Below are 23,034 nucleotides of genomic sequence, written 5' to 3'. Positions count from 1 at the left end.
GGCAAGTTGCGCCCGTCACAGCGAGTCTCTCCCGGCGGCCCCGGCAGGGGTAGCGTTGGAGCCATGGGAAAGATCCGGGATTCCGTGGACGTCAGGGCCCTGCGCTTCGCCGTGGGGTTCCCGCTCATGCTGGCTGCCGCCTTCGTCGTCTGCGCGCTGCTGATCCGCGCGGACCTGCCCGAGCCCCTGGCCGTCCGCTGGACCGGTGACGGCGCCGCGGATTTCGCACCCTTCGGGGCCGTGGTAGGCGTCGGCGCGGGCCTGATCGTGCTGGTCGGCTGGGCCGTCCTGCTGCAGGCGGCGCCGTTGTCCCGCCCGGCGCTGATGCGCCGGTTCATGATGGGCACCGGGCTGGCGGTCAGCCTCTTCGTGACCACTGTCCTGGCCGCGGTGCTGGTGGGCCAGTTGGGCCTCGCCGACGCACGGGAATCCCGCGTGGACGTGGCGGTCCTGGCCATGGGCAGCGGGGCGGCCCTGGGTCTCGGGGTGGTCATGGGCTTCGTGTTCAAAGCGGACGAGCGGTGGTCCGCGGAGGATGAACGGGCCGCGCGCGAGGCACTGGAAAAGGCGCTGGACCCTCAGCTCGCCCGGGATACCGTCAGCCTCTGGGTCCACGCCCGCAGCTCGGTCTTCGTGATGCTCGGCATCGCCACCCTGTTTCCCGCGGCCCTGCTGACCGTCGCTGTCCCGTGGCTGGCAGCGTTGCTGGTGGCGGCCGCGCTGCTGGTGGCTGTGTTCCTCTTCGCCCGCATCCGCGTTGACCGGAACGGGCTCCGGGTGTTCGCCGCCGGGTTCTTGAGAGTGATGGACGTCCCCGCGGCCGCCATCGAGTCGGCGACGCCCAAAGAGGTCAAGGCCGCCGACTACGGCGGCTGGGGCTACCGGAACCACGGTGCCACGACAGCGATGCTGGTCAGCAGCGGACCCGCCGTCGTCGTGGACCGCTCCGATGGCCGGCGGCTGACCGTAAGCGGCGGCAGCCCGACGACGGCGGACAACGTGGCGCAGGTGCTCTCCCGCGTTGCGGACCGGGCCCGCCGCGACGGCGGGGCGCCGGCGTCGCAGCCCTAGTAGGCTGGGAGGAGCCCTGACCAGCAGCGCCGGAAGTCCACCGGCGCCCCACAGAACGGATCCGCCCGTGACCACTGCCCCGGACTTCCCGCGCGTTCATATCGCCACCGACCACGCCGGCATGGAGCTCAGCGCCCACCTGGTGGGACATCTCAGCGCCAAGGGTTACGACGTCGTGGATCACGGCCCGAAGGTCTATGACGCGCTGGATGACTACCCCTCCTTCTGCATCAACGCCGCCCGCGCCGTCGTGGCCGACCAGGCAGCGGGCACCCGCGCGCTGGGCATCGTGCTGGGCGGCTCCGGCAACGGCGAGCAGATCGCGGCAAACAAGGTCAAGGGCGTCCGGGCCGCCCTGGCCTGGAACCTGTCCACCGCCAAGTTGGCCCGTGAGCACAACGACGCCAATGTCGTCGCCGTCGGCGGCCGGCAGCACAGCGTCGACGAGGCCACGGCCATCATCGAGGCCTTCCTAACCGAGCCCTTCAGCAACGACGAGCGCCACATCCGCCGGATCGGCAAGATCGCCACCTACGAGGCCACCGGCGAGGTCGTCGAGTAGTGCCGGAGGGGCATTCAGTCCATCGGCTGGCCCGGCAGTTCGGGGACGTCTTCGCGGGGGAGCGGCTGGCGGTGACCAGCCCGCAGGGACGTTTCGTGCAGGGCGCGGCCTTGCTGGACGGCCACGTCCTCACCGAATCCGCGGCGCACGGCAAGCACCTGTTCCTCGGCTTCGAGCACGGACTGGTCCTGCACGTGCACCTGGGGCTGTATGGCGCCTGGGACTTCGGCGGCGACGCCAGCTTCCGCGGGGCCTCCAGCATCGGCGCGCCCCGGAAAATAGGCGAGCGGGAGGCCTACCCCGACGACGGCCCGGATCCCGTCTATGCTGGTCCGCCGGCGCCGGTCGGCGCGGTCCGGGTGCGGCTGGCGAGCGGGCACGGCTGGGCGGACCTGCGCGGGGCAACCACCTGCGAAACGCTGACCGAGGCCGACGTCGAGGCCGTCGCGGCCCGGCTGGGTCCGGACCCGCTGCGGAACCTGCCCGGCGACCGGGAGAGCTTCCTCGCCGGGCTGGCCAGGAAGCGCACCCCGCTGGCGACGCTGCTGATGGACCAGAGGGTGATTGCCGGCGTCGGGAACGTCTACCGCGCCGAGCTGCTGTTCCGGGGACGGCTGGACCCCTGGCTGCCCGGGAATGCCCTGCCCGCGGAGGCCGCCGGGCTGCTCTGGGACGACACCGTCGCCATGATGTCCAACGGCGTGCGGGACGGCCGGATCATCACCACCCCTCCGCGCTACTGGACGGGGCCGGCGCGAACAGGTGCAGGGGGAGCGGGATCGCCCAACGCGCCGGGGACGCCCAACGGGCTGCCCGACCCGGAGGACGCGCACTTCGTTTACCGGCGCCAGGGCCTGGACTGCCGGGCCTGCGGCACGGCCGTGGCCGTGGCGGAGCACGCTGCCCGGAAGCTCTACTGGTGCCCGGTCTGCCAGCGCTCTTGAGCCCCTGTGGAGCCGCCGCGATGGCGGGCGGGCATGAAAAAAGCCCCTCCGGAGAGGGGCCGTTCTTCGTCATATTTCGGAGGGGACGACGGGAATCGAACCCGCGTAATCAGTTTGGAAGACTGAGGCTTTACCATTAAGCTACGTCCCCGGGGGATTTACTGGAACTTCAGCAAAACTTCCGGGCGGCTGTTGAAGCCGGATACAACTAAACCCAATTCAGGCCCCCAGTGTCAAATGTGCAAAACGCCACAGGATGACCGTAGACTGTTCTGTGCACTTACGGGGTGTAGCTCAGCTTGGCTAGAGCGCCTGCTTTGGGAGCAGGAAGTCGCAGGTTCAAATCCTGTCACCCCGACTCTGCAGCAACTGCCTTTCGAAGTGGCGTTGCAGAGCCCCATCCCCCCAAACCAGGAGTACTTAGACTGTGAAGAGCGCTGTCGAGAACCTCACCCCCACGCGGGTCAAGCTCAATGTTGAGGTCCCCTTTGAGGAATTGAAGCCCAGCATCGCCGAGGCATACAAGACTGTTGCTTCCCAGATCCAGGTTCCCGGGTTCCGCAAGGGCAAAGTCCCCTCCAAGCTCATTGACCAGCGCGTTGGCCGCGGCTACGTCTTGGAGACGGCCATCAATGAAGGCCTCAACGGCTGGTACCAGGCTGCCGTGCAGGAAACCGGCATCCGTCCGCTGAGCCGTCCCGAGGTCGAAATCACCGAGGTGCCGGACCCGTCCGCCACCGACGGCGAACTGAAGTTCCACGCCGAGGTTGATGTCCGTCCCGAGATCGAACTCCCGGACTACGCCGGCATCAAGGTTGAGGTCGCCGCCGCGGAGTCGTCCGACGCCGACGTCGACAAGGCCCTCGACGAACTGCGCGGCCGGTTCGGCACGCTCAAGTCCGTGGACCGTCCCGCCGCCGACGGTGACTTCCTCACCATCGACATCACCGCCTCGATCGACGGCGCCGAGGTCGACTCCGCTTCCGGCCTGTCCTACCAGGTTGGCGCCGGCACCATGCTCGAAGGCCTCGACGAAGCCGTCACCGGCCTCAGCGCCGACGAGGACGCCATCTTCGACACCACACTGGTGGGCGGTGACCACGCCGGCGAGTCCGCACAGGTGAAGGTTGTCGTCAAGGCCGTCAAGGAGCGCGAGCTTCCCGAGGCCAACGACGACTTCGCCCAGCTGGCGTCCGAGTTCGACACCCTTGCCGAGCTCCGCGAGGACCTGGCCAAGCAGGCCGCCGACTCCAAGACGGTCGAGCAGGGCGTCGAGGCCCGCGACAAGGTCCTGGACAAGCTCGTCGAGCTCGTAGAGGTTCCGGTTCCGGCATCCGTCGTCGAAGAGCAGCTCGAGCAGCACTTCAGCGCCGAGAACTCCCACGGTGAAGGCGAGCACGACACCGAGGAGCACCGCGCCGAGGTCAAGGCCAACACCGAGCGCGCCTTCCAGAACGAGATCATCCTTGACGCCATCGCCGAAAAGGAAGAAGTCAACGTCACTCAGAACGAGCTGATCGACTACATCGTCACTACCGCCAGCCAGTACGGCATGGACCCGAACCAGTTCGCCCAGATCATCGATCAGAGCGGCCAGGTTCCCATGATGGTTTCCGAGGTGCGCCGCCGCAAGGCACTCGCCGTCGTCCTGGGCCAGGCCGAGGTCACCGACACCGAGGGCAACAAGATCGACCTGAGCGACTTCGTCCGCCCCGGCGGCGAAGAGGCTTCCTTCGAAGCCGACGCCGAGGACGCCGCTTCCGAGGAGACCGCTTCCGAGGAAGCAGCCACCGCCAAGAACGATGACCCGGCAGCAGTGAAGTTCTAGCACTTCCTGTTCCCGCAGTCCCTGCCCGCACCCCCGGATCACGCATCCGGGGGTGCGGCTTTTTAAGCCTGCAATGAACCCTCCCGGCCAATCGTGCGCCGTCAGCGAACAGCCCTGCGCCTGCGCACAAAGCGGCCGCGAAAACCGTTAGTGTCCATGTAGGAAAGTTCAGTGATGCCGTCAAGTGGCGTCACCGTCGCCAGCGAGAGGTAAGTACACATGTCACAGCAAGCAGGGGCACCCCGGATGGCTACCGTCGATCCGGCGGCCCAGGATAACTACATTTACAACCGCCTGCTGAAAGAGCGCATCATCTGGCTCGGCTCCGAGGTCCGCGACGAAAACGCCAACGCGATCTGCTCGCAGCTGCTGCTGCTCTCGGCCGAGAACCCCGAGAAGGACATCTACCTGTACATCAACTCGCCCGGCGGTTCCGTCACCGCCGGCATGGCCATCTACGACACGATGCAGTTCATCCCGAACGACGTCGTCACCGTCGCCACCGGCCTTGCCGCCTCGATGGGCCAGTTCCTGCTCTCCTCCGGCACCAAGGGCAAGCGCTACGCCACCCCGAACGCCCGCATCCTGATGCACCAGCCCTCCGGCGGCATCGGCGGCACCGCCTCGGACATCAAGATCCAGGCCGAGCTCATCCTGCACATGAAGAAGGTCATGGCCGAACTGACGGCCGAGCAGACCGGGCAGACCGTGGAGACCATCCTCAAGGACAACGACCGCGACAAGTGGTTCACGGCGACCGAAGCCCTCGAATACGGCTTCTTCGACAAGATCGCGGCGCACGCCGGGTCCGTGGCAGGCGGCGGCGGAACCAACGCCGACGCCGGCAGCGAAAACTAACCGGCACGCAGACAGAACCGACTCCAGGAGCAATGAACATGAACTACAACTTCGGATCGACTGCCGGGAACCTGCCGAGCAGCCGCTACGTGCTGCCGCAGTTTGAAGAGCGCACCCCCTACGGCTTCAAGCGCCAGGACCCCTACACCAAACTGTTCGAGGACCGCATCATCTTCCTGGGCGTCCAGGTCGACGACGCCTCCGCCGATGACGTGATGGCCCAGCTGCTGGTGCTCGAGTCCACCGACCCGGACCGCGACATCACGCTCTACATCAACTCGCCCGGCGGTTCGTTCACCGCCATGACGGCGATCTACGACACGATGCAGTACATCCGCCCCGAGATCCAGACGGTCTGCCTGGGCCAGGCCGCCAGCGCGGCCGCCGTGCTCCTCGCCGCCGGCACCCCGGGCAAGCGGCTGGCCCTGCCGAACGCGCGGGTGCTGATCCACCAGCCCGCCCTCTCCGGCGGCCAGGGCGGACAGGCCTCCGACCTGGAGATCCAGGCCGCCGAAGTCATGCGGATGCGCTCCTGGCTCGAAGACACGCTGGCCAAGCACTCCGGCCGCACCTCCGAGCAGGTCAACAACGACATCGAACGCGACAAGATCCTCACGGCCGCCGAGGCCATGACCTACGGGCTGATCGACCAGGTGCTCGATTCCCGCAAGATCAAGCCGCAGGCCATCACGAAGTAGTACATCGGCAGTCGCACCACGACTGCCACACGACGCCGGTGCAGCTCAGGAGAAATGGGCCGCACCGGCGTCTTCTTTCCACCCATCAGGGCCAAAGTGACCTAGAGTGGAAGATGTCACGGTCTTACGTCCCGCGAGGAACGTCCGTGATCCAGTAACGGATGCAGCGCTGCACAGGAGCACGACCCAGCCGGCAGCAAGATACTAAGGGGTTCCCATATGGCTCGGATTGGCGAGAGCACCGATCTGCTGAAGTGTTCTTTCTGCGGAAAGAGCCAGAAGCAGGTCCGCAAGCTCATTGCCGGGCCCGGCGTCTACATCTGCGACGAGTGCATTGAACTCTGCAACGAGATCATTGAAGAAGAACTCGCCGAAGTAGCTGACCTGGGAAGCTTTGAGCTGCCCAAGCCCCGCGAAATTTTCGACTTCCTGCAGGAATACGTGATCGGCCAGGAGCCCGCCAAGCGGTCCCTCGCCGTCGCCGTCTACAACCACTACAAGCGGATCCAGGCCGGCCACGCTCCCAAGAGCGGCGCCCTGGCCGAGGGCGGCCACCACGACGACGTCGAGATCGCCAAGTCCAACATCCTGCTGATCGGACCCACGGGCTGCGGCAAGACTTACCTGGCCCAGACCCTCGCCCGGCGCCTGAACGTCCCGTTCGCCGTCGCCGACGCCACGGCCCTGACCGAAGCCGGTTACGTGGGCGAGGACGTCGAGAACATCCTGCTCAAGCTCATCCAGGCCGCCGACTACGACGTCAAAAAGGCCGAACAGGGCATCATCTACATCGACGAAATCGACAAGATTTCGCGCAAGAGCGAGAACCCCTCTATCACCCGGGACGTCTCCGGCGAGGGTGTGCAGCAGGCACTGCTGAAGATCCTCGAGGGCACGGTCGCCTCGGTTCCGCCGCAGGGCGGACGCAAGCACCCGCACCAGGAATTCATCCAGATCGACACCACGAACGTCCTCTTCATCGTCGCCGGCGCCTTCGCCGGTCTGGAGGAAATCATCGGTTCGCGTTCCGGCCGCAAGGGCATCGGCTTCGGCGCCCCGCTGAACGAGGTCAAGAACAACGCGGACTCCTACGGCGAGGTCATGCCCGAGGACCTGCTGAAGTTCGGCCTGATCCCCGAATTCATCGGCCGGCTGCCGGTCATCACCACGGTCTCAAACCTGGACCGGCCGGCGCTGATCCAGATCCTCTCTACGCCCAAGAACGCCCTCGTGAAGCAGTACCAGAAGATGTTCCAGCTCGACGGCGTCGAGCTGGTCTTCGAGGACGAGGCCCTGGACCTGATCGCCGACCAGGCCCTTGAACGCGGTACCGGCGCCCGCGGCCTCCGCGCCATCATGGAGGAAGTCCTGCTGCCGGTGATGTTCGACCTGCCAAGCCGCGACGACGTCGCCAGCGTGGTCATCACCGAGGACGTGGTGGCCAAGAAGGCCGCGCCCACCATGATCGCCCACGACGTCAAGCGCCGTAAGTCCGCCTGACGGTAACGGGCGTCCGCACCGACGCCGGAATAAATCCGCTGACAGCGTCGCTATGCCTAACCGTTGCACCGTGCCGTCCGTGGCCACAGCCGCGGGCAGGACGCGGTGCGAGCTCGCCGTTTGACTTCCAAAGGAGAACCCTGTGCCCGAAACGTTGACGAACAAAGCAGACTTCTGGTTCGACCCGATGTGCCCCTTCGCCTGGGTGACCTCGCGCTGGATCTCCGAGGTGGAAGATGTCCGGGACATCAAGACTGAGTGGCACGTGATGAGCCTGGCGGTCCTGAACGAGGGCCGCGACGAGCTCCCCGCCGAGTACAGGGAGTTCCTCGTCAAGGCCTGGGCCCCGGTCCGGGTCATCATCGCCGCCGCGGAAAAGCACGGCGCGGAGTACATCAAGCCGCTCTACGACGCCATGGGCACCAAGATCCACAACGAAGGCAACAAGGACATCTCCGAGGTCATCGCCAAGTCGCTGGCCGAGGTGGGCCTGCCGGCCGAGCTCGCGGCCGCCGGGCAGTCCGAGGAGTTCGACGCCCAGCTCCGCTCCAGCCACGAGGCCGGCATCTCGCTGGTCGGCCAGGACGTCGGAACCCCGGTCGTCGCCTTCAACGGCACCGCCTTCTTCGGTCCCGTCCTGACCCGCATCCCGCGCGGCGAAGATGCCGGCAAGCTCTGGGACGCCACCGTGACGCTGGCCTCGTTCCCGTACTTCTTCGAGCTCAAGCGAAGCCGCACCGAGAGCCCTGTCTTCAGCTAGGCCCCGGCCCCGGACGGTACGCAAAGGGCCCCGGGTGAACTACCCAGTTGTAGTTCACCCGGGGCCCTTGTGCATCCGGAAGAGCGGGAGAACAATAGAACTTACCCACTTCGAAAGAAGCGGGACGCAGGAACCAAAGATTCAGTGACACTCATCCGACGCAGCCTTCGGCAAAGTCAGATGATGGCTACCAGTGACGAGGTAGGAAGACCTGAAATTCCAAGGATCCCGCCAGATTACCTAAGACGTCACGTGGTAATCGAAAAGTCGAAGCCCCACCAACCGCAAAAAGCTGATGGGGCTTCCCCTTTGCCCAAAAATCGCCTCAGATTGGTGCCATGAGCACTGAGCCCATCGCGGACTACGCGCTGCTGTCCGACTGCTGGTCCGCCGCCCTGGTAAGCGCCGCCGGTTCCGTGGACTGGCTCTGTTTCCCGCGCTTCGACAGTCCCTCGGTCTTCGGCCGGCTGCTGGGCGAGGACGCCGGCCACTGGTCCATCCGGCCCGCCGGCGAGTACACGACCACCCGGCGGTACCTGGGCCCGTCCATGGTCCTGGAGTCGCTCCACACCACCGCCCACGGCCGGCTCGCCGTCAGCGACGCACTGGTCCTTGGCTCCGGACGGCGCGGGCACGACCTCGGCCAGGGCGCCCCGGGCACGCTGCTCCGCTGGCTCTCCTGCACCGAGGGGAGCGTTGACGTGGCGGTCAGCTTCGCGCCGCGGCCGGAGTACGGGCTGCTCCGCCCGGTGCTGCAGGCCGTGGACGGCGGACTGCTGATCCGGGCCGGAACCGAACAACTGGCGCTGTCCGCGCCCGGGCCGTTCACGCTCGACGGCGGCACCGCGCACGCCGTCCTGCGCCTTCGCGCCGGCGACAGCCTCGGCCTCGCCCTGCACCGCCAGCACGCGGCGGTGGAGGAGCCCGGGTTCTGGGACCAGCAGGAGATGGCGCACCGGCTCGGTGACACCCTCGAGGGCTGGAGCAGCTGGTCCGGGATCCACCAGGGCTACCGCGGCCCCTGGCAGGAGCTCGTGGCCGGCAGCGGCCGGGTGCTGCAGGCCCTCAGCTACTATCCGTCCGGCGCGATCGTTGCCGCGCCGACCACCTCCCTGCCCGAGGTAGCTGGCGGCACCCGCAACTGGGACTACCGCTACACCTGGGTCCGGGACGCCAGCATGACCCTGCAGGCGCTGTGGGTGGCGGCCTGCCCGGATGAGGCGGGAAAGTTCTTCCAGTTCCTCGCGACGGCCGCTGCCCGCCAGTTGGCCCGGGGCGAGGAACTGCAAATCATGTACGGTATCGGCGGTGAGCGTGACCTTCCCGAGCGGGTCCTGGACCACCTTCCCGGCTGGCGGGGGAGTTCGCCGGTGCGCGTCGGCAACGGAGCCTGGGACCAGCGGCAATTGGACGTCTACGGCGAGTTGCTGGATGCTGCCGCGACCATGCCGGAATTCCTTGACGGCCTGGCCCCGGAAACCCTGCGCTTCCTGGCGGACGCGGCGGACGCCGCCGTCGCCCGCTGGCGGGAGCGCGACCAAGGGATCTGGGAAGTCCGCGGCGAACCGCGGCACTACCTGTATTCCAAGCTGATGTGCTGGGTCGCCGTGGACCGGGCCATCGCCCTGGCCGGGATACTGCAGGCCACGGACCGGGTGCCGCGCTGGAGGGACGCCCGGGAGCTGATTGCCGAGTCCATCCGAGCGAACGGCTGGAGCGACGCCGCGGGAGCCTACACCCAGGCCTACGGCGGCGAGCAGCTCGACGCTTCGGCCCTGATGCTCGGGATCGTGGGATTCCTGGCGCCGGACGACCCGCGGTTCCTCGCCACCATCGAAGCCGTCGAGCATCGGCTGACCGACGGCCGCGGCCTGGTGTACCGCTACCACGGCGACGACGGGTTGCCGGGCGAGGAGGGGGCCTTCCTGCTCTGCACGTTCTGGCTCGCCCACGCCCTGGCCCTCGCCGGGCTGACGGACCGGGCCAAAGCGGTCTTCGAACGAGCGGCCGGATTTGCCACCAGCCTGGGACTGATGGCCGAAGAGGTGGCTCCGGACAGCCGGGAACTGCTGGGCAACTTCCCGCAGGCGTTCAGCCACATTGGACTCGTCAACGCGGCCTGGGCCATCAACGAAGCGGAACGGCGGCACGGGGAAACAGGTATCTAGCGGCAGACGAAGGCCGGCGGAACGACGTCGAAGGAACAAGCGCGGTGTCGCCGAGGTTGCCTCGAATGACAGGGGCACCGTCCGGGTGCCCGCCCCGCCACGCGACCCTTGGAGCGCCATGCCCATTACAGCCCACCTTGACCTGACCCTCAAAACGGAATCCCTGCCCACGGCGCCGGCCGTGCTCCGCGACATTCTCGCCGACACACGGGCGTTCGACGGGTGCCTCGGCGTCGATGTGCTGGTCGACAGCGCGGACCCGGCGCACATCCTTGTCGTGGAAAAGTGGGCGTCCCTGGAGCACGACTCCGCCTACCGCGCCTGGCGGGCTGGCGACGGAGCAAGCGGGCTGGGAGACCTCCTGGCCGCTCCGCCGGTCCTGACGCACTTTGAGACTTCCTTCGGGAGCTGAGCCCGGAAGACACAGAACAGAAGACACAGAACAGAAGACACAGAACAGAAGAGGGCCCTCCGCCCGGCCTGAGCCGGCCGGAGGGCCCTGTTCATGGTTGTTGCGTTGCCGGGCGTTACGCCTGGCCCGGCTCCTCGGCGGGGGCCAGCACGACGTCGCTCACCGTCAGTTCACCCTCGCCGGCCACCAGGGCCAGTTCGCGGGCGTTGGCCGCGGCCTTGAGGTCGCCCAGGCCGGCCTTCAGCTGGGTGGTCAGGGACTCCGACGCCGTGATGGTCGCGGACAGCACCTCGGTGCGCTGCTTGACCTTCGCCTCGGATTTGGCCTTGCGGATGCCCCCCAGCGCCGCCCCGACCGTGGCGAGCAGGGTGGTGTCGCCGTCGATCTCCACGGCGGCGGGCCACTGCGCCCGGTGCACCGAGCCGGTCCGCCACCAGCCCCAGACTTCCTCGGTGGCGAACGGCAGGAACGGCGCAAAGAGCCGCAGCAGGGTGTCCAGGCTCGTGGCCAGCGCGGCCAGCACGGACGCCTGCTCTGCCTCGCCGGCGGCACCGTAGGCGCGGTCCTTGATCAGCTCCACATAGTCGTCGGTGAAGTGCCAGAAGAAGCTCTCGGTGATCTGCAGGGCCCGGGCGTAGTCGTAGTTCTCGAACGCCTTGGTGGCCTGCCGGACCACCTCGGAGAGCTGCGCCAGCACGGCGCGGTCCAAGGGGTTGCTCAGCACCGAGACGTCTGAGGAGACCACCGAGTTCTCGGTGGCGCCCAGGTTCAGCACGAACTTGGAGGCGTTGAGCAGCTTGATGGCCAGGCGGCGGCCGATTTTCATCTGCGCGATCTCGTAGGCGGTGTCCGCGCCGAGTTTGGCCGAGGCCGCCCAGTAGCGGACGGCGTCCGAGCCGTATTCGTTGAGGACGTCGGTCGGCACGATCACGTTGCCCTTGGACTTGGACATCTTCTTCCGGTCCGGGTCGAGGATCCAGCCGGAGATCGCGGCGTGCTTCCACGGTGCGACGTCCTGCAGGGCATCGGCGCGGACGGCGGTGGAGAACAGCCAGGTCCGGATGATGTCGTGGGCCTGCGGGCGCACGTCGAACGGGAAGACCTTGGCGAAGAGCGCCTCGTCCGTGCTCCAGCCGCCCACGATCTGCGGGGTCAGCGAGGAGGTGGCCCAGGTGTCCAGGACGTCCGCGTCGCCGGTGAAGCCGCCCGGCACATCGCGCTGGGCTTCTTCGTAGCCGGGGGCCGCGTCCGCGGCGGGGTCCACCGGGAGCTGGGCGTCGGAGGGGACGACCGGCGCGTCGTAGTCCGGGTTGCCGTCGGCGTCGAGCGGGTACCAGACCGGCACCGGCACGCCGAAGAAGCGCTGGCGCGAGACCAGCCAGTCGCCGTTCAGGCCGGTGATCCAGTTCTCGTAGCGCGAGCGCATAAAGGACGGGTGGAATTCGATCTCGTTGCCGCGGCCGATCAGGCGCTCACGGCGCTCCTCGTCCCGGCCGCCGTTGCGGATGTACCACTGGCGCGAGGTCACAACTTCGAGGGGCTTGTCGCCCTTTTCGAAGAAGTTCACCGGGTGCATGATCTTCTTGGGCTCGCCGTCGAGCAGGTCCGCGGCGGCGAGCAGTTCCACCACGCCTTCCTTGGCGCTGAAGACGGTCTTGCCCGCGATTGCCTGGAACGCGGCGCGGCCTTCCTCGGAGGTGATCCAGTCCGGCGTTTCGCCGATGATGCGGCCGTCGCGGCCCACGATCGCGCGGGTGGGGAGCTGCAGTTCTCGCCACCAGGTCACGTCGGTCAAGTCGCCGAAGGTGCAGACCATGGCGATGCCGGAGCCCTTGTCCGCCTTGGCGAGCGGGTGGGCCCGGACCTCCACCTCGACGCCGAACAGGGGTGAGGTGACCTTCTTGCCGAACAGCGGCTGGTAGCGCTCGTCGTCGGGGTTGGCCACGAGCGCGGCGCAGGCGGCCAGCAGTTCGGGGCGGGTGGTCTCGATGTAGATCTTGTCGCCGTCCTCGGTGAAGAACGGGTAGCGGTAGTAGGCGCCGGCGACCTCGCGGTCCTCCAGCTCGGCCTGGGCCACCGCGGTGCGGAACGTGACGTCCCAGAGGGTGGGGGCTTCCGCCATGTAGGCGTCGCCCGCGTCCAGGTTCGCCAGGAACGCCCGCTGTGAGATGGCGCGCGACTTGTCGTCGATGGTCCGGTAGGTCAGGTCCCAGTCAACGGACAGGCCCAGGGTCTGGAACAGGTTCTCGAAGACCTTCTCGTCCTCGACGGCAAGTTCCTCGCAGAGTTCGATGAAGTTCCGGCGCGAGACGACGTCGAAGTCGCGCTGGTTCTTGGCGGGCTCCGCCGGCGGCCGGTAACCGGCGTCGTAGGGAATGGCCGGATCGCAGCGGACGCCGTAGTAGTTCTGCACGCGCCGCTCGGTGGGCAGGCCGTTGTCGTCCCAGCCCATCGGGTAGAAGACGTTCTTGCCGGTCATCCGCTGGTAGCGGGCCAGGACGTCGGTCTGGGTGTAGGAGAACATGTGCCCCACGTGCAGGGACCCCGACGCGGTGGGCGGGGGAGTGTCGATCGAGTAGACCTGCTCCCGGGTGGTGTCCCGGTTGAACTTGTAGGTCCCTTCGTCAAGCCAGCGCCGGGTGAGGGCGCTTTCGAGCCCCTCCAGGGCGGGCTTGTCCGGAACGTTGATGGGGGCGGTGGTGGGCGTGTCTGTACCCTGCGTGTCTTCAGCCATGGGTCAATTCTTGCAGTTCTTTACACTTCGTTTCACCGCGCTGCGCTAGTTTCGCGAATCTAACTGCAATAACGTGCACCACTATGAAGGAAAACACCGGACGTTTTGCGATCAAGCGCATCTACGACGAACCCGCCGACGACGACGGCTGCCGGGTCCTGGTGGACCGGCTCTGGCCGCGCGGCGTCAGCAAGGAACGCGCGCAGCTGGAGCTCTGGCTCAAGGAAGTAGCGCCCTCGCCGCCGCTGCGGACCGAATTCGCCCACATGCAGGAACGCTTCGCGGACTTCCGCGCCGCGTACGAGGCCGAGCTCGAAACAAACCCCGCCGTGGGCACCCTGCGGGAGCTGGCTGGCCAGCATACGAAGGTGACCCTGCTCTTTGGTGCCCGGGATCCGGAGACCAACCACGCCCGCGTGCTGCTGGAATTCCTGCAGCGCTAAAACGCTAGGCTGGTGCCATGACTGAGGAAACCGACATCGCAGGAACTGCAAATACAGCATCAGCAGCCAAATCAGCAGTGGTCACCGGGGCGAGCACCGGCATCGGTGAGGCCACGGTTCGCGCACTCCGGCAGGAAGGCTGGACCGTCTTCGCCGTCGCCCGCCGCGCCGACCGGCTGGAGGCACTCGCCGACGCGACCGGCGCCGTCGCCCTCCCCGCCGACGTGACCGACGACGCCGACGTCGCACGGCTGGTGGACGAGGTGACCCGTGCCGGGGGCATCGACACCCTCATCAACGTCGCCGGCGGCGCCCGCGGTGCCGACAAGGTGGCCGACGCCAAGACCGAGGACTGGGCCTGGATGTACGAGGTCAACGTGCTCGGGACCATGAAGCTCACCCGCGCGTTCCTGCCGATGCTGCGGGCCTGCGGCGAGGGCACCGTCCTGAACCTGACCTCGACGGCGGGCCTGTCCGCCTATGAGGGCGGCGGCGGTTACAACGCCGCGAAGTTCGCCCAGCACGCCCTTACCGGGGCGCTTCGGCTGGAAGAGGCCGAACACAACCTCCGGGTTATCGAGGTGGCCCCCGGCATGGTCCAGACCGAGGAGTTCTCCCTGAACCGACTCGGCGACGCGGGCGCCGCGGAGAAGGTCTACGCCGGCGTGGAGAAGCCGCTCACGGCCGGTGACGTCGCCGACGTCGTCCGCTTCGCAGTCACCGCGCCGCACCACGTCAACCTGGACCAGATCGTGATCCGCCCGGTGGCGCAGGCGTCGAACTTCAAGGTGATCCGCAAGGGCTAGCCGGGCCGGCCGCGCCGGGGCCGGGCCGGGCGTTGTGCCGTCGGCCCCGGACGTTCACCGCCGCGTCGCCCGGGGGCCGGGACGGGGTGGCCGGGAGTTCGCCGGGGGAAGGCACGGTGGCTGGTGCAACTGCACACCACCAGAGTGGAGATCCTTTTCCCATGCGAAACCCGACGAAGCCCGGTTCTTCGATTGTCAGTGCCGCCATACTCGGAGCGGCACTGCTCCTCACCTCCGCCGTCCCGGCCCAGGCCGCCGACACCAACGCCGGCGGCACCTCCGCGGCTGGCGGCGACAACCACTTCGACCTTGAAGCCCACCGCGGCGGCATCGGCCTGACCGTCGAATCGACCCTGGCGTCCTTCGCCAAGGGGATCGAGACCGGCGTCACCACCCTGGAACTGGACCTCCAGATCACCAAGGACGGCCGCGAAGTCATCACCCACGACCGCAAGATCAGCGGCCAGAAATGCCTGGACACGGCACCGGTCACTCCGAATGACCCGCAGTTCCCGTACGTGGGCAAGTACATCAAGGACCTCACCTTCGACCAGGTCCGCAGCCTGGACTGCGGCTCGCTCACCCTGCCGCAGTTCCCCGGGCAGCAGGCGTCCCCGGGCGCCAAGATGCCCACCCTGGCCGAGGTGTTCGCCATGACGGACGCCCACCACGCCAGCCAGGTGCGGTTCAATATCGAGACCAAGGTCGAAGCCGGCGCCCCGCAGGAAACCGCCCCCCGCGAGCAGTTCGTTGAGGTGGCCCTGCGCGAAATCAACAAGGCGCACATGCAGCAGCGCGTCTCCATCGAGAGCTTCGACTGGGGTTCCCTGCGTCTCGTCCAGCAGCAGGCGTCCCAGATCCCGACCGTCGCACTGACCAACAAGGACTTCCTGCAGGCCGGCCAGCCCGGGAAGTCCCCGTGGCTCGGCGGCATCGACGCCGATGACTTCGGCGGCGACCTGGTCGCTGCGGCCGCGTCCCTCCACTTCAACGCCATCTCCCCGGTCCACGGCACGCCGCAGAACGGCAAGGTCACGGACCCGGACTACGTCCCCTACGTCACCGCGGACATGGTCCGCCGCGCCCACGCCGCAGGCATGCAGGTCATCCCGTGGACCGTCGATGACAAGCCCACCATGCGGGCCCTGATCGGGGACGGGGTCGATGGGCTGATCACCGACTACCCGGACCGGCTCCGCGAGGTCATGGCCGAGTCCGGCATGAAACTGCCCAAGGCGTTCCAGTTGCAGGCTGCCCACTAGGGTGCCGGCACCGTGTTTCACTGCCCGGTGGCTGGTCCGCCGGGCAGTGAAACGCGGGGACTTCCGGTAACATCGACGTATCAGCTTTGACCCGGCCATCACCGGTGAGCTTCCGGAAGAACGCCCAGGCGCGGCAACACAACGCGCCAGGGCCGGTAGAACCGGACGGGTAAGCCCGTCACAGCAGTCAACGAGCGGCCGCCTCCGGTGCAGCGCTTTCCCTTGGATTCTTAGGGGGAGGCCGGGACCGGGGACGGTAAGTGAGGTGGTACCGCGGTGCCGGTGTTGGTGAAACAACATTAGGAGCCGTCCTCGCATCCTGAATGAATTCCGTTGTTCACCAGCTCAACCCAGGATGTCGAGATGACCCATTACCCCAAGGCCTCAGCCGCACCCGCAGGCGGCAGCACCTCCGGTTCCCACACCTCCGGTGTGTCGGCCTCCGTGAAGTTCCCGGAGATCGAAGAGCGCATCCTGAAGTACTGGGACCAGGACGGCACCTTCCAGGCAAGTATCGACCAGCGGGATGCCGGCCAAGATGGCAGCAACGAATTCGTCTTCTACGACGGCCCGCCCTTCGCCAACGGCCTGCCGCACTACGGCCACCTGCTGACCGGCTACGCCAAGGATCTCGTGGGCCGCTACCAGACCCAGCGCGGCCGCCGCGTTGAGCGCCGCTTCGGCTGGGACACCCACGGCCTGCCCGCCGAACTCGAAGCCATGAAGCAGCTGGGCATGACGGACAAGACCCAGATCGAGGCCATGGGCATCGACAAGTTCAACGACGCCTGCCGCGCCTCGGTGATGAAGTACGCCGACGAGTGGAAGAGCTACGTCACCCGGCAGGCGCGCTGGGTGGACTTCGAGAACGACTACAAGACGCTCAACGTCGAGTACATGGAGTCCGTCCTCTGGGCTTTCAAGCAGCTGCACGAGAAGGGCCTGACCTACAACGGCTACCGGGTGCTGCCGTACTGCTGGAAGGACGAGACGCCGCTGTCCAACCATGAACTGCGGATGGACGACGACGTCTACAAGAACCGCCAGGACCAGACGGTCACGGTGACGTTCCCCATCACGGCGGGGGAGTCGGAGCTCTCCAAGCAGCTCGCCGGGGTGCAGGCGCTCGCCTGGACCACCACGCCCTGGACGCTGCCCACCAACCTGGCGCTCGCCGTCGGGCCCGCCATCAGCTACGTTGTGCTGCCCGCCGGCCCGAACGGAATCAAGGCCGCCGCGGCCGAGGCACCCGTCACCGGCAGCTTCCTGCTCGCCGCGGACCTGCTGGGCGCCTACGCCAAGGACCTCGGCTACGGCGACGGCGCCGAGGGCGCTGCCGCCGCGGAGGCCGCCGTCGTCTCCCGCCACAGCGGCACCGAACTCGAGGGCCTCAGCTACGAGCCGCTCTGGGACTACTTCGCCGACGCCGAGAAGTACGGCACCGAGAACGCCTGGCGCTTCCTCGTGGCCGACTACGTCACCACGACCGACGGCACCGGCATCGTCCACCAGGCCCCCGCCTACGGTGAAGACGACCAGAAGGTCTGTGAAGAGGCCGGAATCCCCGTGGTCCTCTCCGTGGACGAGGGCGCGAAGTTCCTGCCGCTGTTCGGCCACGGCGACCTCGCCGAGATCGCCGGGCTCCAGGTCTTCGAGGCCAACAAGCCCATCACCCAGGTGCTCCGCGCGCAGGGTCGCCTGGTCCGCCAGGCCAGCTACGAGCACTCCTACCCGCACTGCTGGCGCTGCCGCAACCCGCTGATCTACCGGGCGGTGTCTTCCTGGTATGTGGAGGTCACCAAGTTCAAGGACCGCATGTCCGAACTGAACCAGGAGATCAACTGGATCCCGGGCAACGTCAAAGACGGTCAGTTCGGCAAGTGGCTCGCTAACGCCCGCGACTGGTCCATCAGCCGGAACCGCTACTGGGGCAGCCCTATCCCGGTCTGGCAGTCCACCGACCCGGACTACCCGCGCACCGACGTCTACGGCTCCCTCGCCGAGATCGAAGCCGACTTCGGCCGGCTCCCGCTAAACAAGGCCGGCCAGGTGGACCTGCACCGGCCGTTCATCGACGAGCTCACCCGCCCCAACCCGGACGACCCACGCACCCCCGAGGAAGGCCAGTCCGTGATGCGGCGCGTCGAGGACGTGCTGGACGTGTGGTTCGACTCCGGGTCCATGCCCTACGGCCAGGTCCACTACCCGTTCCAGAACGAGGAATGGTTCGACACCCACAACCCGGCGGACTTCATCGTCGAGTACATCGGCCAGACCCGCGGCTGGTTCTACATGCTGCACATCCTCTCCACCGCGCTGTTCGACCGGCCGGCGTTCCGCAACGTCATCAGCCACGGCATCGTGCTGGGCTCCGACGGGCAGAAGATGTCCAAGAGCCTGCGCAACTACCCGGACGTCTCCGAGGTCCTGGACCGCGACGGCTCCGACGCGATGCGCTGGTTCCTCATGTCCAGCCCGATCCTGCGCGGCGGCAACCTCGTGGTCACCGAGCAGGGCATCCGCGACGGCGTCCGCCAGGTCATCCTGCCGCTGTGGAACGTGTACAGCTTCTTCACCCTGTACACGAACGCTGCCGCAGGCGGCGTGGGCTACGACGCGAAGCTGCGCTACGACGGCTACGCCGACACCCTGGACCAGTACCTGATGGCCAACACCGGCGATCTGGTCCGGAACATGACCGAGCAGCTGGACAGCTACGACATCTCCGGAGCCTGCGACGAACTGCGCGGCTACCTGGACATGCTCACCAACTGGTACGTCCGCCGCAGCCGCCAGCGCTTCTTCGATGAGAACGTTGACGCCTTCGATGCGCTCTACACCGCGCTGGAAACGGTCTGCCGGGTCGCGGCGTCGCTGTTGCCGCTGGTGTCCGAGGAGATCTGGCGCGGCCTCACCGGCGGCCGCTCCGTGCACCTGGCCGACTGGCCGGACGCGGAACTGTTCCCGGCCAACCCGGAGCTGGTCGAGGCGATGGACCGGGTGCAGCAGATCTGCTCAACCGGCTCCTCGCTGCGTAAGGCCGCCAATCTCCGCGTGCGCCTGCCGCTGCAGGAACTCACCGTGGTGGCGCCCGGCGCGGATGCGCTGGAGGGCTTCGCCGCCGTCGTCGCCGATGAACTGAACCTGCGCTCCGTGCGCTTGCTCGACGCCGAGAGTGCCTCCCCGGAGGAGTTCGGCATCGAGCAGAAGCTGGTGGTCAACGCCCGCGCCGCCGGGCCGCGACTGGGCAAGAACGTCCAGCAGGCCATCAAGGGCTCCAAGTCCGGCGACTGGAGCGTGGACGACGCCGGGCTGGTCACCGCCGGCGGGCTCGTCCTCGAGCCGCAGGAGTACACCCTGGAAACCGTGGTGGCGGAAGCAGCCGAAGGCGAGGGCTCCCGCGCAGCGGCAGTCCTTCCCGGCGGCGGCTTCGTGGTGCTCAACACCGAGGTCACCCCGGAACTGGAAGCCGAAGGCACCGCGCGCGACTTGGTCCGCGCCATCCAGCAGGCCCGCAAGGACGCCGGGCTCAACGTCAGCGACCGGATCCGCACCACCGTCACCGCGGCGCCCGACACCGTCGAAGCGCTGCTGGCCCACGCCGAGCTGGTCAAGACCGAGACCCTGACCGTGGAGCTGGGCACTGTTCCGGCCGACGTCAAGGAACCGCAGGTCAGCGTCGAAAAAGTAACCGTTGAAGTAGGGGCATAATCCATGACCGACGAATTTTCCGTAGAGAGCGTCTACGCCGAGCTGCTGGGCCGGGCGCCGGAAAACAAGATGGAGCCGCGGCTGGCGCCGCTGCACCGGGCCATGGATATCCTGGGGGAGCCGAACAAGGCGTTCCCGATCATCCACGTCACCGGCACCAATGGCAAGACTTCCACGGCGCGGATGATCGAGGCCGGGCTGCGCGCCCACGGACTGAGCACGGGCCGGTACACGAGCCCGCACCTGTCCAAGGTCACCGAACGGATCAGCATCGACGGCGAACCGGTCCCGGATGAGACGTTTGTCCGGATCTGGGACGAGATCCGCCCGTACCTGGAAATCGTGGACGGCGAGCTCGAGGCCGACGGCCAGCCGCGGCTGACCTACTTCGAGTGCCTGACCATCCTCGGCTTCGCGGTCTTCGCGGACCAGCCGGTCAATGTGGCGGTGATCGAGGTGGGCCTCGGCGGCATCACCGACGCGACCAACGTCGGCGACGGTCAGGTCGCCGTGGTCACCCCGATCTCACTGGACCACACCGAGCTGCTGGGCGAGACGACCGAGGAGATCGCCTACGAAAAGGCCGGCATCATCAAGCCGGGCGGCTTCCTGATCAGCGCGGCGCAGCCCGTGGACGCGGCCCAGGTCCTGCTGGAGAAGGCCAAGGAAGTCAACGTGCCGTTCCGCTTCGAAGGCGTGGAGTTCGGTGTCGAGTCCCGCAACGTCGCCGTCGGCGGCCAGATGGTGACCATCCAGGGCATCGCCGGCCGCTACGAGGACCTGCTGGTCCCGCTGCACGGTGCGCACCAGGCCGAGAACGCCGCCGTCGCGGTTGCCGCGCTGGAAGCTTTCTTCGGCGCCGAGAAGCCCCTCGACGCCGAGGTGCTGCAGGAGGCCTTCGCCTCCGTCAGCTCCCCGGGCCGGCTGGAGGTGCTCCGCACCGCGCCGACCATCATCGTGGACGCCGCGCACAACCCGGAGGGCATCCGGGTCTCCGCCGAGGCCATCCACGAGGCGTTCAGCTTCAGCAAACTGGTGGTCGTCGTCGGCGTCCTGAAGGAAAAGGACGCCGAGGAAATCCTCCGCCAGCTCAAGGAATCCCTGGGCGACCTCGCCTCGGAGTACTGCTTCACCCAGTCCAACTCGCCGCGGGCCGTACCGGCCGAGGACCTCGCCGAGCTGGCGCTGGACCTGGGCTTTGGCGAGGACAACATCCACGTCGCCGAGAAGCTCGACGACGCCCTCGAGTGGGCGGTGGAGCGGGCCGAGTCCAACGAGGACCTCGCCGGCGGGATCCTCGTCACCGGCTCCATCACGCTGGTGGCCGAGGCCCGGATCCTGCTCGGAAAGACCGAGGCGTAACCATGGCCAGACTCACCAAGGCCCAGCGCGAATGGCGCCCGGGGATGCCCAAGAAGCGCCGCTCCACCAAGGTCATGTTCGCCTCCACGGTGCTCCTGCTGGAGGCCTTCGTGGCGCTCTTTGGCACCCTGGCGGTCTTCGGCCTGCGGCGCGGGGAGCTGCCGCCGCTGCTGGTGTTCGGCGTCGGCATCGGCCTGAGCGTGGTGCTCGTGCTGACCTGCGCGGTGCTCTCGAAGCCGTGGGGCGTGGCCCTGGGCTGGATCCTGCAGGTGCTGTTGATCCTCACCGGCATCGTGGAGCCGACGATGTACGTGGTCGGGGGACTCTTCGCGATCACCTGGTGGTACGGAATCCGGACCGGCATCCGGATCGACCGCGAAGCGGCCCAGCGCGAACGGGAGCAGGCCGCCTGGGAAGCCGCGAACCCCGAAGGCCAAAGCAACTAGACTTGTCCCGAACCCCACCCCAACCAAAATTGGAGCAGCTGTGAGTACTGAGCGCACCCTCGTCCTGGTCAAGCCCGACGGCGTCGCCCGCAACCTGACCGGCAGCATCATCGCCCGGATCGAAGCCAAGGGCTACACCCTGGCCGAACTCAAGAAGGTCAACGCGAGCCGTGAACTCCTGGAACAGCACTACGAGGAGCACGTCGGCAAGCCCTTCTACGAGCCGCTGGTCGAGTTCATGCTCAGCGGACCTGTGGTCGCCGCGATCTTCGAAGGCCACCGCGTGATCGAGGGCTTCCGTTCCCTCGCCGGCACCACGGACCCGACGACGGCGGCGCCCGGCACCATCCGCGGCGACTTCGGCCGCGACTGGGGCGAGAAGGTCCAGCAGAACCTGGTCCACGGCTCCGACTCGGCCGAGTCCGCCGAGCGCGAGATCAAGATCTGGTTCTAAGCACCCCCTGGCACCACGGCGCGAACGGACACTTAAGCACCCCCCGATAAGCGCGAACGTACACTTGGGGCCCCGGTTTCTGCGGAAACCGGGGCCCCAAGTGTACGTTCGCGCTGTTGTTGGCGGGTTGGTTAGTATCCGGAGGTTCCCACGAAGACCTGGATGAAGGCGAAGAAGATGGTGGCGACCACGGCGACGTAGAGCAGCGCCGTGACGATCCAGCCGGAGTCTCCGACGATGCGGGCCGCAGCGGCGGGCATCGGGATGACGCCGTGGCTCACGTTGCGCACGGTTACCCAGACGAACAGGGGGATCATCGCGGCCCACACGATCATGCAGAACGGGCAGAGAATGTGGATCGAGTACAGCGCCTGGGACCAGAGCCACACCACAAACGCGAAGCCCAGCGTGACGCCGGTCTGCAACCCGATCCAGTACCAGCGGGCAAACTTGGCGCCGGCGAGGAGGCCCATCGCCGTCGTAATAATGACCGCGAAGGCGACAATCCCAATGAACATATTGGGGAAACCGAACACGGAACTCTGCGGCGTTTGCATCACCTGGCCGCACGAGATCCACGGGTTCACGTCACACACCGTCACGTGCTTGGGGTCCTTCAGGACTTCCAGCTTTTCGAGCACCAGCGTTCCCGAAGCCAGCCAGCCGACGACGCCGGTGATCAGCAGGAGCCAGCCGAACGGGCGGTCGCGGGTCATCGGCGGGAGGGGGCGCTCCGCCGCGGCCGTGCCGGTGGCGTGCCCGCCGGCGGTCACATCGTCCGGGGCGTGCGAGATGCTGGGCATGGAAACTCGATCCTTTGCGTCGGGTGCTCTTGGGCCGATTGTATCGCCGCAGGCTGGGCGAATCCGGGTGGGCGTCGTGCCCGCACCAGTGATTCGGTGCACGGCGCGGGGCGGATGCCCCGCCTAGCCCGGCTTTGGCGGCTCCTGTGAGACAATGAACGTGGCTGGGACATGATCCACATTCACGTCTCAGTCCGGCGACTTTGTTTTCA

General features: G+C 67.3%; 19 protein-coding genes and 2 tRNA genes. 18 read left to right on the top strand and 3 right to left on the bottom strand.

Going from position 1 to position 23,034, the window contains the following annotated elements; all coding sequences use genetic code 11:
* The first annotated feature begins 63 nt into the window (after nt 1–63).
* The 3 genes from FFF93_RS09800 to FFF93_RS09790 all read left to right on the top strand — a co-directional run bounded on the left by FFF93_RS09800 (nt 64) and on the right by FFF93_RS09790 (nt 2,577).
* Nucleotides 64–1,071: a hypothetical protein gene (locus FFF93_RS09800; protein WP_138769078.1), complete on the top strand. Its 1,008-nt coding sequence runs from the start codon at nt 64–66 to the stop codon at nt 1,069–1,071.
* A 67-nt stretch (nt 1,072–1,138) separates the two neighbouring features.
* Nucleotides 1,139–1,633 (top strand): ribose-5-phosphate isomerase, encoded by a 495-nt coding sequence (locus tag FFF93_RS09795; protein ID WP_138769079.1) that lies wholly within the window; start codon nt 1,139–1,141, stop codon nt 1,631–1,633.
* The gene (locus FFF93_RS09790; RefSeq protein WP_138769080.1) at nt 1,633–2,577 is read left to right on the top strand and encodes an Fpg/Nei family DNA glycosylase; all 945 of its coding nucleotides are present in this window, start codon (nt 1,633–1,635) and stop codon (nt 2,575–2,577) included. The genes FFF93_RS09795 and FFF93_RS09790 overlap by 1 nt, the downstream gene beginning before the upstream one ends.
* Before the next feature lie 80 nt (nt 2,578–2,657).
* On the opposite strand, the gene FFF93_RS09785 is transcribed toward FFF93_RS09790, so the two are convergent.
* Nucleotides 2,658–2,728: transfer RNA gene (locus FFF93_RS09785), tRNA-Gly, on the bottom strand.
* A gap of 132 nt (nt 2,729–2,860) precedes the next feature.
* Between FFF93_RS09785 and FFF93_RS09780 the strand changes: the two genes are divergently transcribed.
* The 8 genes from FFF93_RS09780 to FFF93_RS09745 all read left to right on the top strand — a co-directional run bounded on the left by FFF93_RS09780 (nt 2,861) and on the right by FFF93_RS09745 (nt 10,801).
* Nucleotides 2,861–2,935 (top strand) — tRNA-Pro (locus tag FFF93_RS09780).
* A gap of 69 nt (nt 2,936–3,004) precedes the next feature.
* Nucleotides 3,005–4,405: a trigger factor gene (tig, locus tag FFF93_RS09775; protein WP_138769081.1), complete on the top strand. Its 1,401-nt coding sequence runs from the start codon at nt 3,005–3,007 to the stop codon at nt 4,403–4,405.
* A gap of 246 nt (nt 4,406–4,651) precedes the next feature.
* Nucleotides 4,652–5,263: an ATP-dependent Clp protease proteolytic subunit gene (locus FFF93_RS09770; protein WP_138770441.1), complete on the top strand. Its 612-nt coding sequence runs from the start codon at nt 4,652–4,654 to the stop codon at nt 5,261–5,263.
* Nucleotides 5,264–5,301: 38 nt separating this feature from the next.
* Nucleotides 5,302–5,961, top strand: a complete 660-nt coding sequence (locus tag FFF93_RS09765) for an ATP-dependent Clp protease proteolytic subunit (RefSeq protein WP_138769082.1) — start codon at nt 5,302–5,304, stop codon at nt 5,959–5,961.
* A 219-nt stretch (nt 5,962–6,180) separates the two neighbouring features.
* A complete protein-coding gene (gene clpX, locus FFF93_RS09760) occupies nt 6,181–7,461 on the top strand; it encodes an ATP-dependent Clp protease ATP-binding subunit ClpX (RefSeq protein ID WP_138769083.1) in 1,281 nt (426 codons plus the stop codon).
* Nucleotides 7,462–7,603: 142 nt separating this feature from the next.
* A complete protein-coding gene (locus FFF93_RS09755; protein WP_138769084.1) occupies nt 7,604–8,221 on the top strand; it encodes a DsbA family protein in 618 nt (205 codons plus the stop codon).
* Nucleotides 8,222–8,559: 338 nt separating this feature from the next.
* Nucleotides 8,560–10,389, top strand: coding sequence for a glycoside hydrolase family 15 protein (locus FFF93_RS09750; protein WP_138769085.1), 1,830 nt, complete (start codon nt 8,560–8,562; stop codon nt 10,387–10,389).
* A 118-nt stretch (nt 10,390–10,507) separates the two neighbouring features.
* The gene (locus FFF93_RS09745) at nt 10,508–10,801 is read left to right on the top strand and encodes a putative quinol monooxygenase (RefSeq protein ID WP_138769086.1); all 294 of its coding nucleotides are present in this window, start codon (nt 10,508–10,510) and stop codon (nt 10,799–10,801) included.
* Nucleotides 10,802–10,916: 115 nt separating this feature from the next.
* Here FFF93_RS09745 and valS read toward each other — a convergent pair whose 3' ends face one another.
* The gene (gene valS / locus FFF93_RS09740; RefSeq protein ID WP_138769087.1) at nt 10,917–13,535 is read right to left on the bottom strand and encodes a valine--tRNA ligase; all 2,619 of its coding nucleotides are present in this window, start codon (nt 13,533–13,535) and stop codon (nt 10,917–10,919) included.
* 83 nt (nt 13,536–13,618) lie between these two features.
* Between valS and FFF93_RS09735 the strand changes: the two genes are divergently transcribed.
* The 7 genes from FFF93_RS09735 (at nt 13,619) to ndk (ending at nt 22,019) form a co-directional block, all read left to right on the top strand.
* On the top strand, nt 13,619–13,978 hold the full coding sequence (locus FFF93_RS09735) for a DUF488 domain-containing protein (protein ID WP_138769088.1): 360 nt from the start codon (nt 13,619–13,621) through the stop codon (nt 13,976–13,978).
* Nucleotides 13,979–13,995: 17 nt separating this feature from the next.
* On the top strand, nt 13,996–14,784 hold the full coding sequence (locus FFF93_RS09730) for an SDR family oxidoreductase (RefSeq protein ID WP_138769089.1): 789 nt from the start codon (nt 13,996–13,998) through the stop codon (nt 14,782–14,784).
* 161 nt (nt 14,785–14,945) lie between these two features.
* On the top strand, nt 14,946–16,046 hold the full coding sequence (locus FFF93_RS09725; RefSeq protein WP_138769090.1) for a glycerophosphodiester phosphodiesterase family protein: 1,101 nt from the start codon (nt 14,946–14,948) through the stop codon (nt 16,044–16,046).
* Nucleotides 16,047–16,409: 363 nt separating this feature from the next.
* On the top strand, nt 16,410–19,757 hold the full coding sequence (gene ileS, locus FFF93_RS09720) for an isoleucine--tRNA ligase (protein ID WP_138769091.1): 3,348 nt from the start codon (nt 16,410–16,412) through the stop codon (nt 19,755–19,757).
* A gap of 3 nt (nt 19,758–19,760) precedes the next feature.
* Complete coding sequence (locus FFF93_RS09715) at nt 19,761–21,119, top strand: folylpolyglutamate synthase/dihydrofolate synthase family protein (RefSeq protein ID WP_138769092.1); 1,359 nt, start codon at nt 19,761–19,763, stop codon at nt 21,117–21,119.
* A 2-nt stretch (nt 21,120–21,121) separates the two neighbouring features.
* On the top strand, nt 21,122–21,565 hold the full coding sequence (locus FFF93_RS09710) for a DUF4233 domain-containing protein (RefSeq protein WP_138769093.1): 444 nt from the start codon (nt 21,122–21,124) through the stop codon (nt 21,563–21,565).
* A gap of 40 nt (nt 21,566–21,605) precedes the next feature.
* Nucleotides 21,606–22,019, top strand: coding sequence for a nucleoside-diphosphate kinase (gene ndk, locus FFF93_RS09705; protein ID WP_138769094.1), 414 nt, complete (start codon nt 21,606–21,608; stop codon nt 22,017–22,019).
* Nucleotides 22,020–22,150: 131 nt separating this feature from the next.
* On the opposite strand, the gene FFF93_RS09700 is transcribed toward ndk, so the two are convergent.
* Entirely contained in the window at nt 22,151–22,822 is a 672-nt protein-coding gene (locus tag FFF93_RS09700; RefSeq protein WP_138769095.1) for a vitamin K epoxide reductase family protein, read from the bottom strand.
* Between the last annotated feature and the right edge of the window lie 212 nt (nt 22,823–23,034).

It is taken from the genome of Arthrobacter sp. KBS0702, from assembly GCF_005937985.2.
Taxonomy (GTDB): domain Bacteria; phylum Actinomycetota; class Actinomycetes; order Actinomycetales; family Micrococcaceae; genus Arthrobacter.
This window is presented reverse-complemented; position numbering and strand designations above follow the sequence as displayed.

Bases quoted from the DNA above. Each gene is read 5' to 3' on its own strand.
- FFF93_RS09730 (WP_138769089.1), top strand. From the start codon at position 13,996: ATGACTGAGGAAACCGACATCGCAGGAACTGCAAATACAGCATCAGCA.
- FFF93_RS09800 (WP_138769078.1), top strand. From the start codon at position 64: ATGGGAAAGATCCGGGATTCCGTGGACGTCAGGGCCCTGCGCTTCGCC.
- FFF93_RS09710 (WP_138769093.1), top strand. From the start codon at position 21,122: ATGGCCAGACTCACCAAGGCCCAGCGCGAATGGCGCCCGGGGATGCCC.
- FFF93_RS09770 (WP_138770441.1), top strand. From the start codon at position 4,652: ATGGCTACCGTCGATCCGGCGGCCCAGGATAACTACATTTACAACCGC.
- FFF93_RS09735 (WP_138769088.1), top strand. From the start codon at position 13,619: ATGAAGGAAAACACCGGACGTTTTGCGATCAAGCGCATCTACGACGAA.
- FFF93_RS09725 (WP_138769090.1), top strand. From the start codon at position 14,946: ATGCGAAACCCGACGAAGCCCGGTTCTTCGATTGTCAGTGCCGCCATA.
- FFF93_RS09700 (WP_138769095.1), bottom strand. From the start codon at position 22,822: ATGCCCAGCATCTCGCACGCCCCGGACGATGTGACCGCCGGCGGGCAC.
- clpX (WP_138769083.1), top strand. From the start codon at position 6,181: ATGGCTCGGATTGGCGAGAGCACCGATCTGCTGAAGTGTTCTTTCTGC.
- FFF93_RS09715 (WP_138769092.1), top strand. From the start codon at position 19,761: ATGACCGACGAATTTTCCGTAGAGAGCGTCTACGCCGAGCTGCTGGGC.
- FFF93_RS09765 (WP_138769082.1), top strand. From the start codon at position 5,302: ATGAACTACAACTTCGGATCGACTGCCGGGAACCTGCCGAGCAGCCGC.
- FFF93_RS09750 (WP_138769085.1), top strand. From the start codon at position 8,560: ATGAGCACTGAGCCCATCGCGGACTACGCGCTGCTGTCCGACTGCTGG.
- ileS (WP_138769091.1), top strand. From the start codon at position 16,410: ATGACCCATTACCCCAAGGCCTCAGCCGCACCCGCAGGCGGCAGCACC.
- FFF93_RS09745 (WP_138769086.1), top strand. From the start codon at position 10,508: ATGCCCATTACAGCCCACCTTGACCTGACCCTCAAAACGGAATCCCTG.
- valS (WP_138769087.1), bottom strand. From the start codon at position 13,535: ATGGCTGAAGACACGCAGGGTACAGACACGCCCACCACCGCCCCCATC.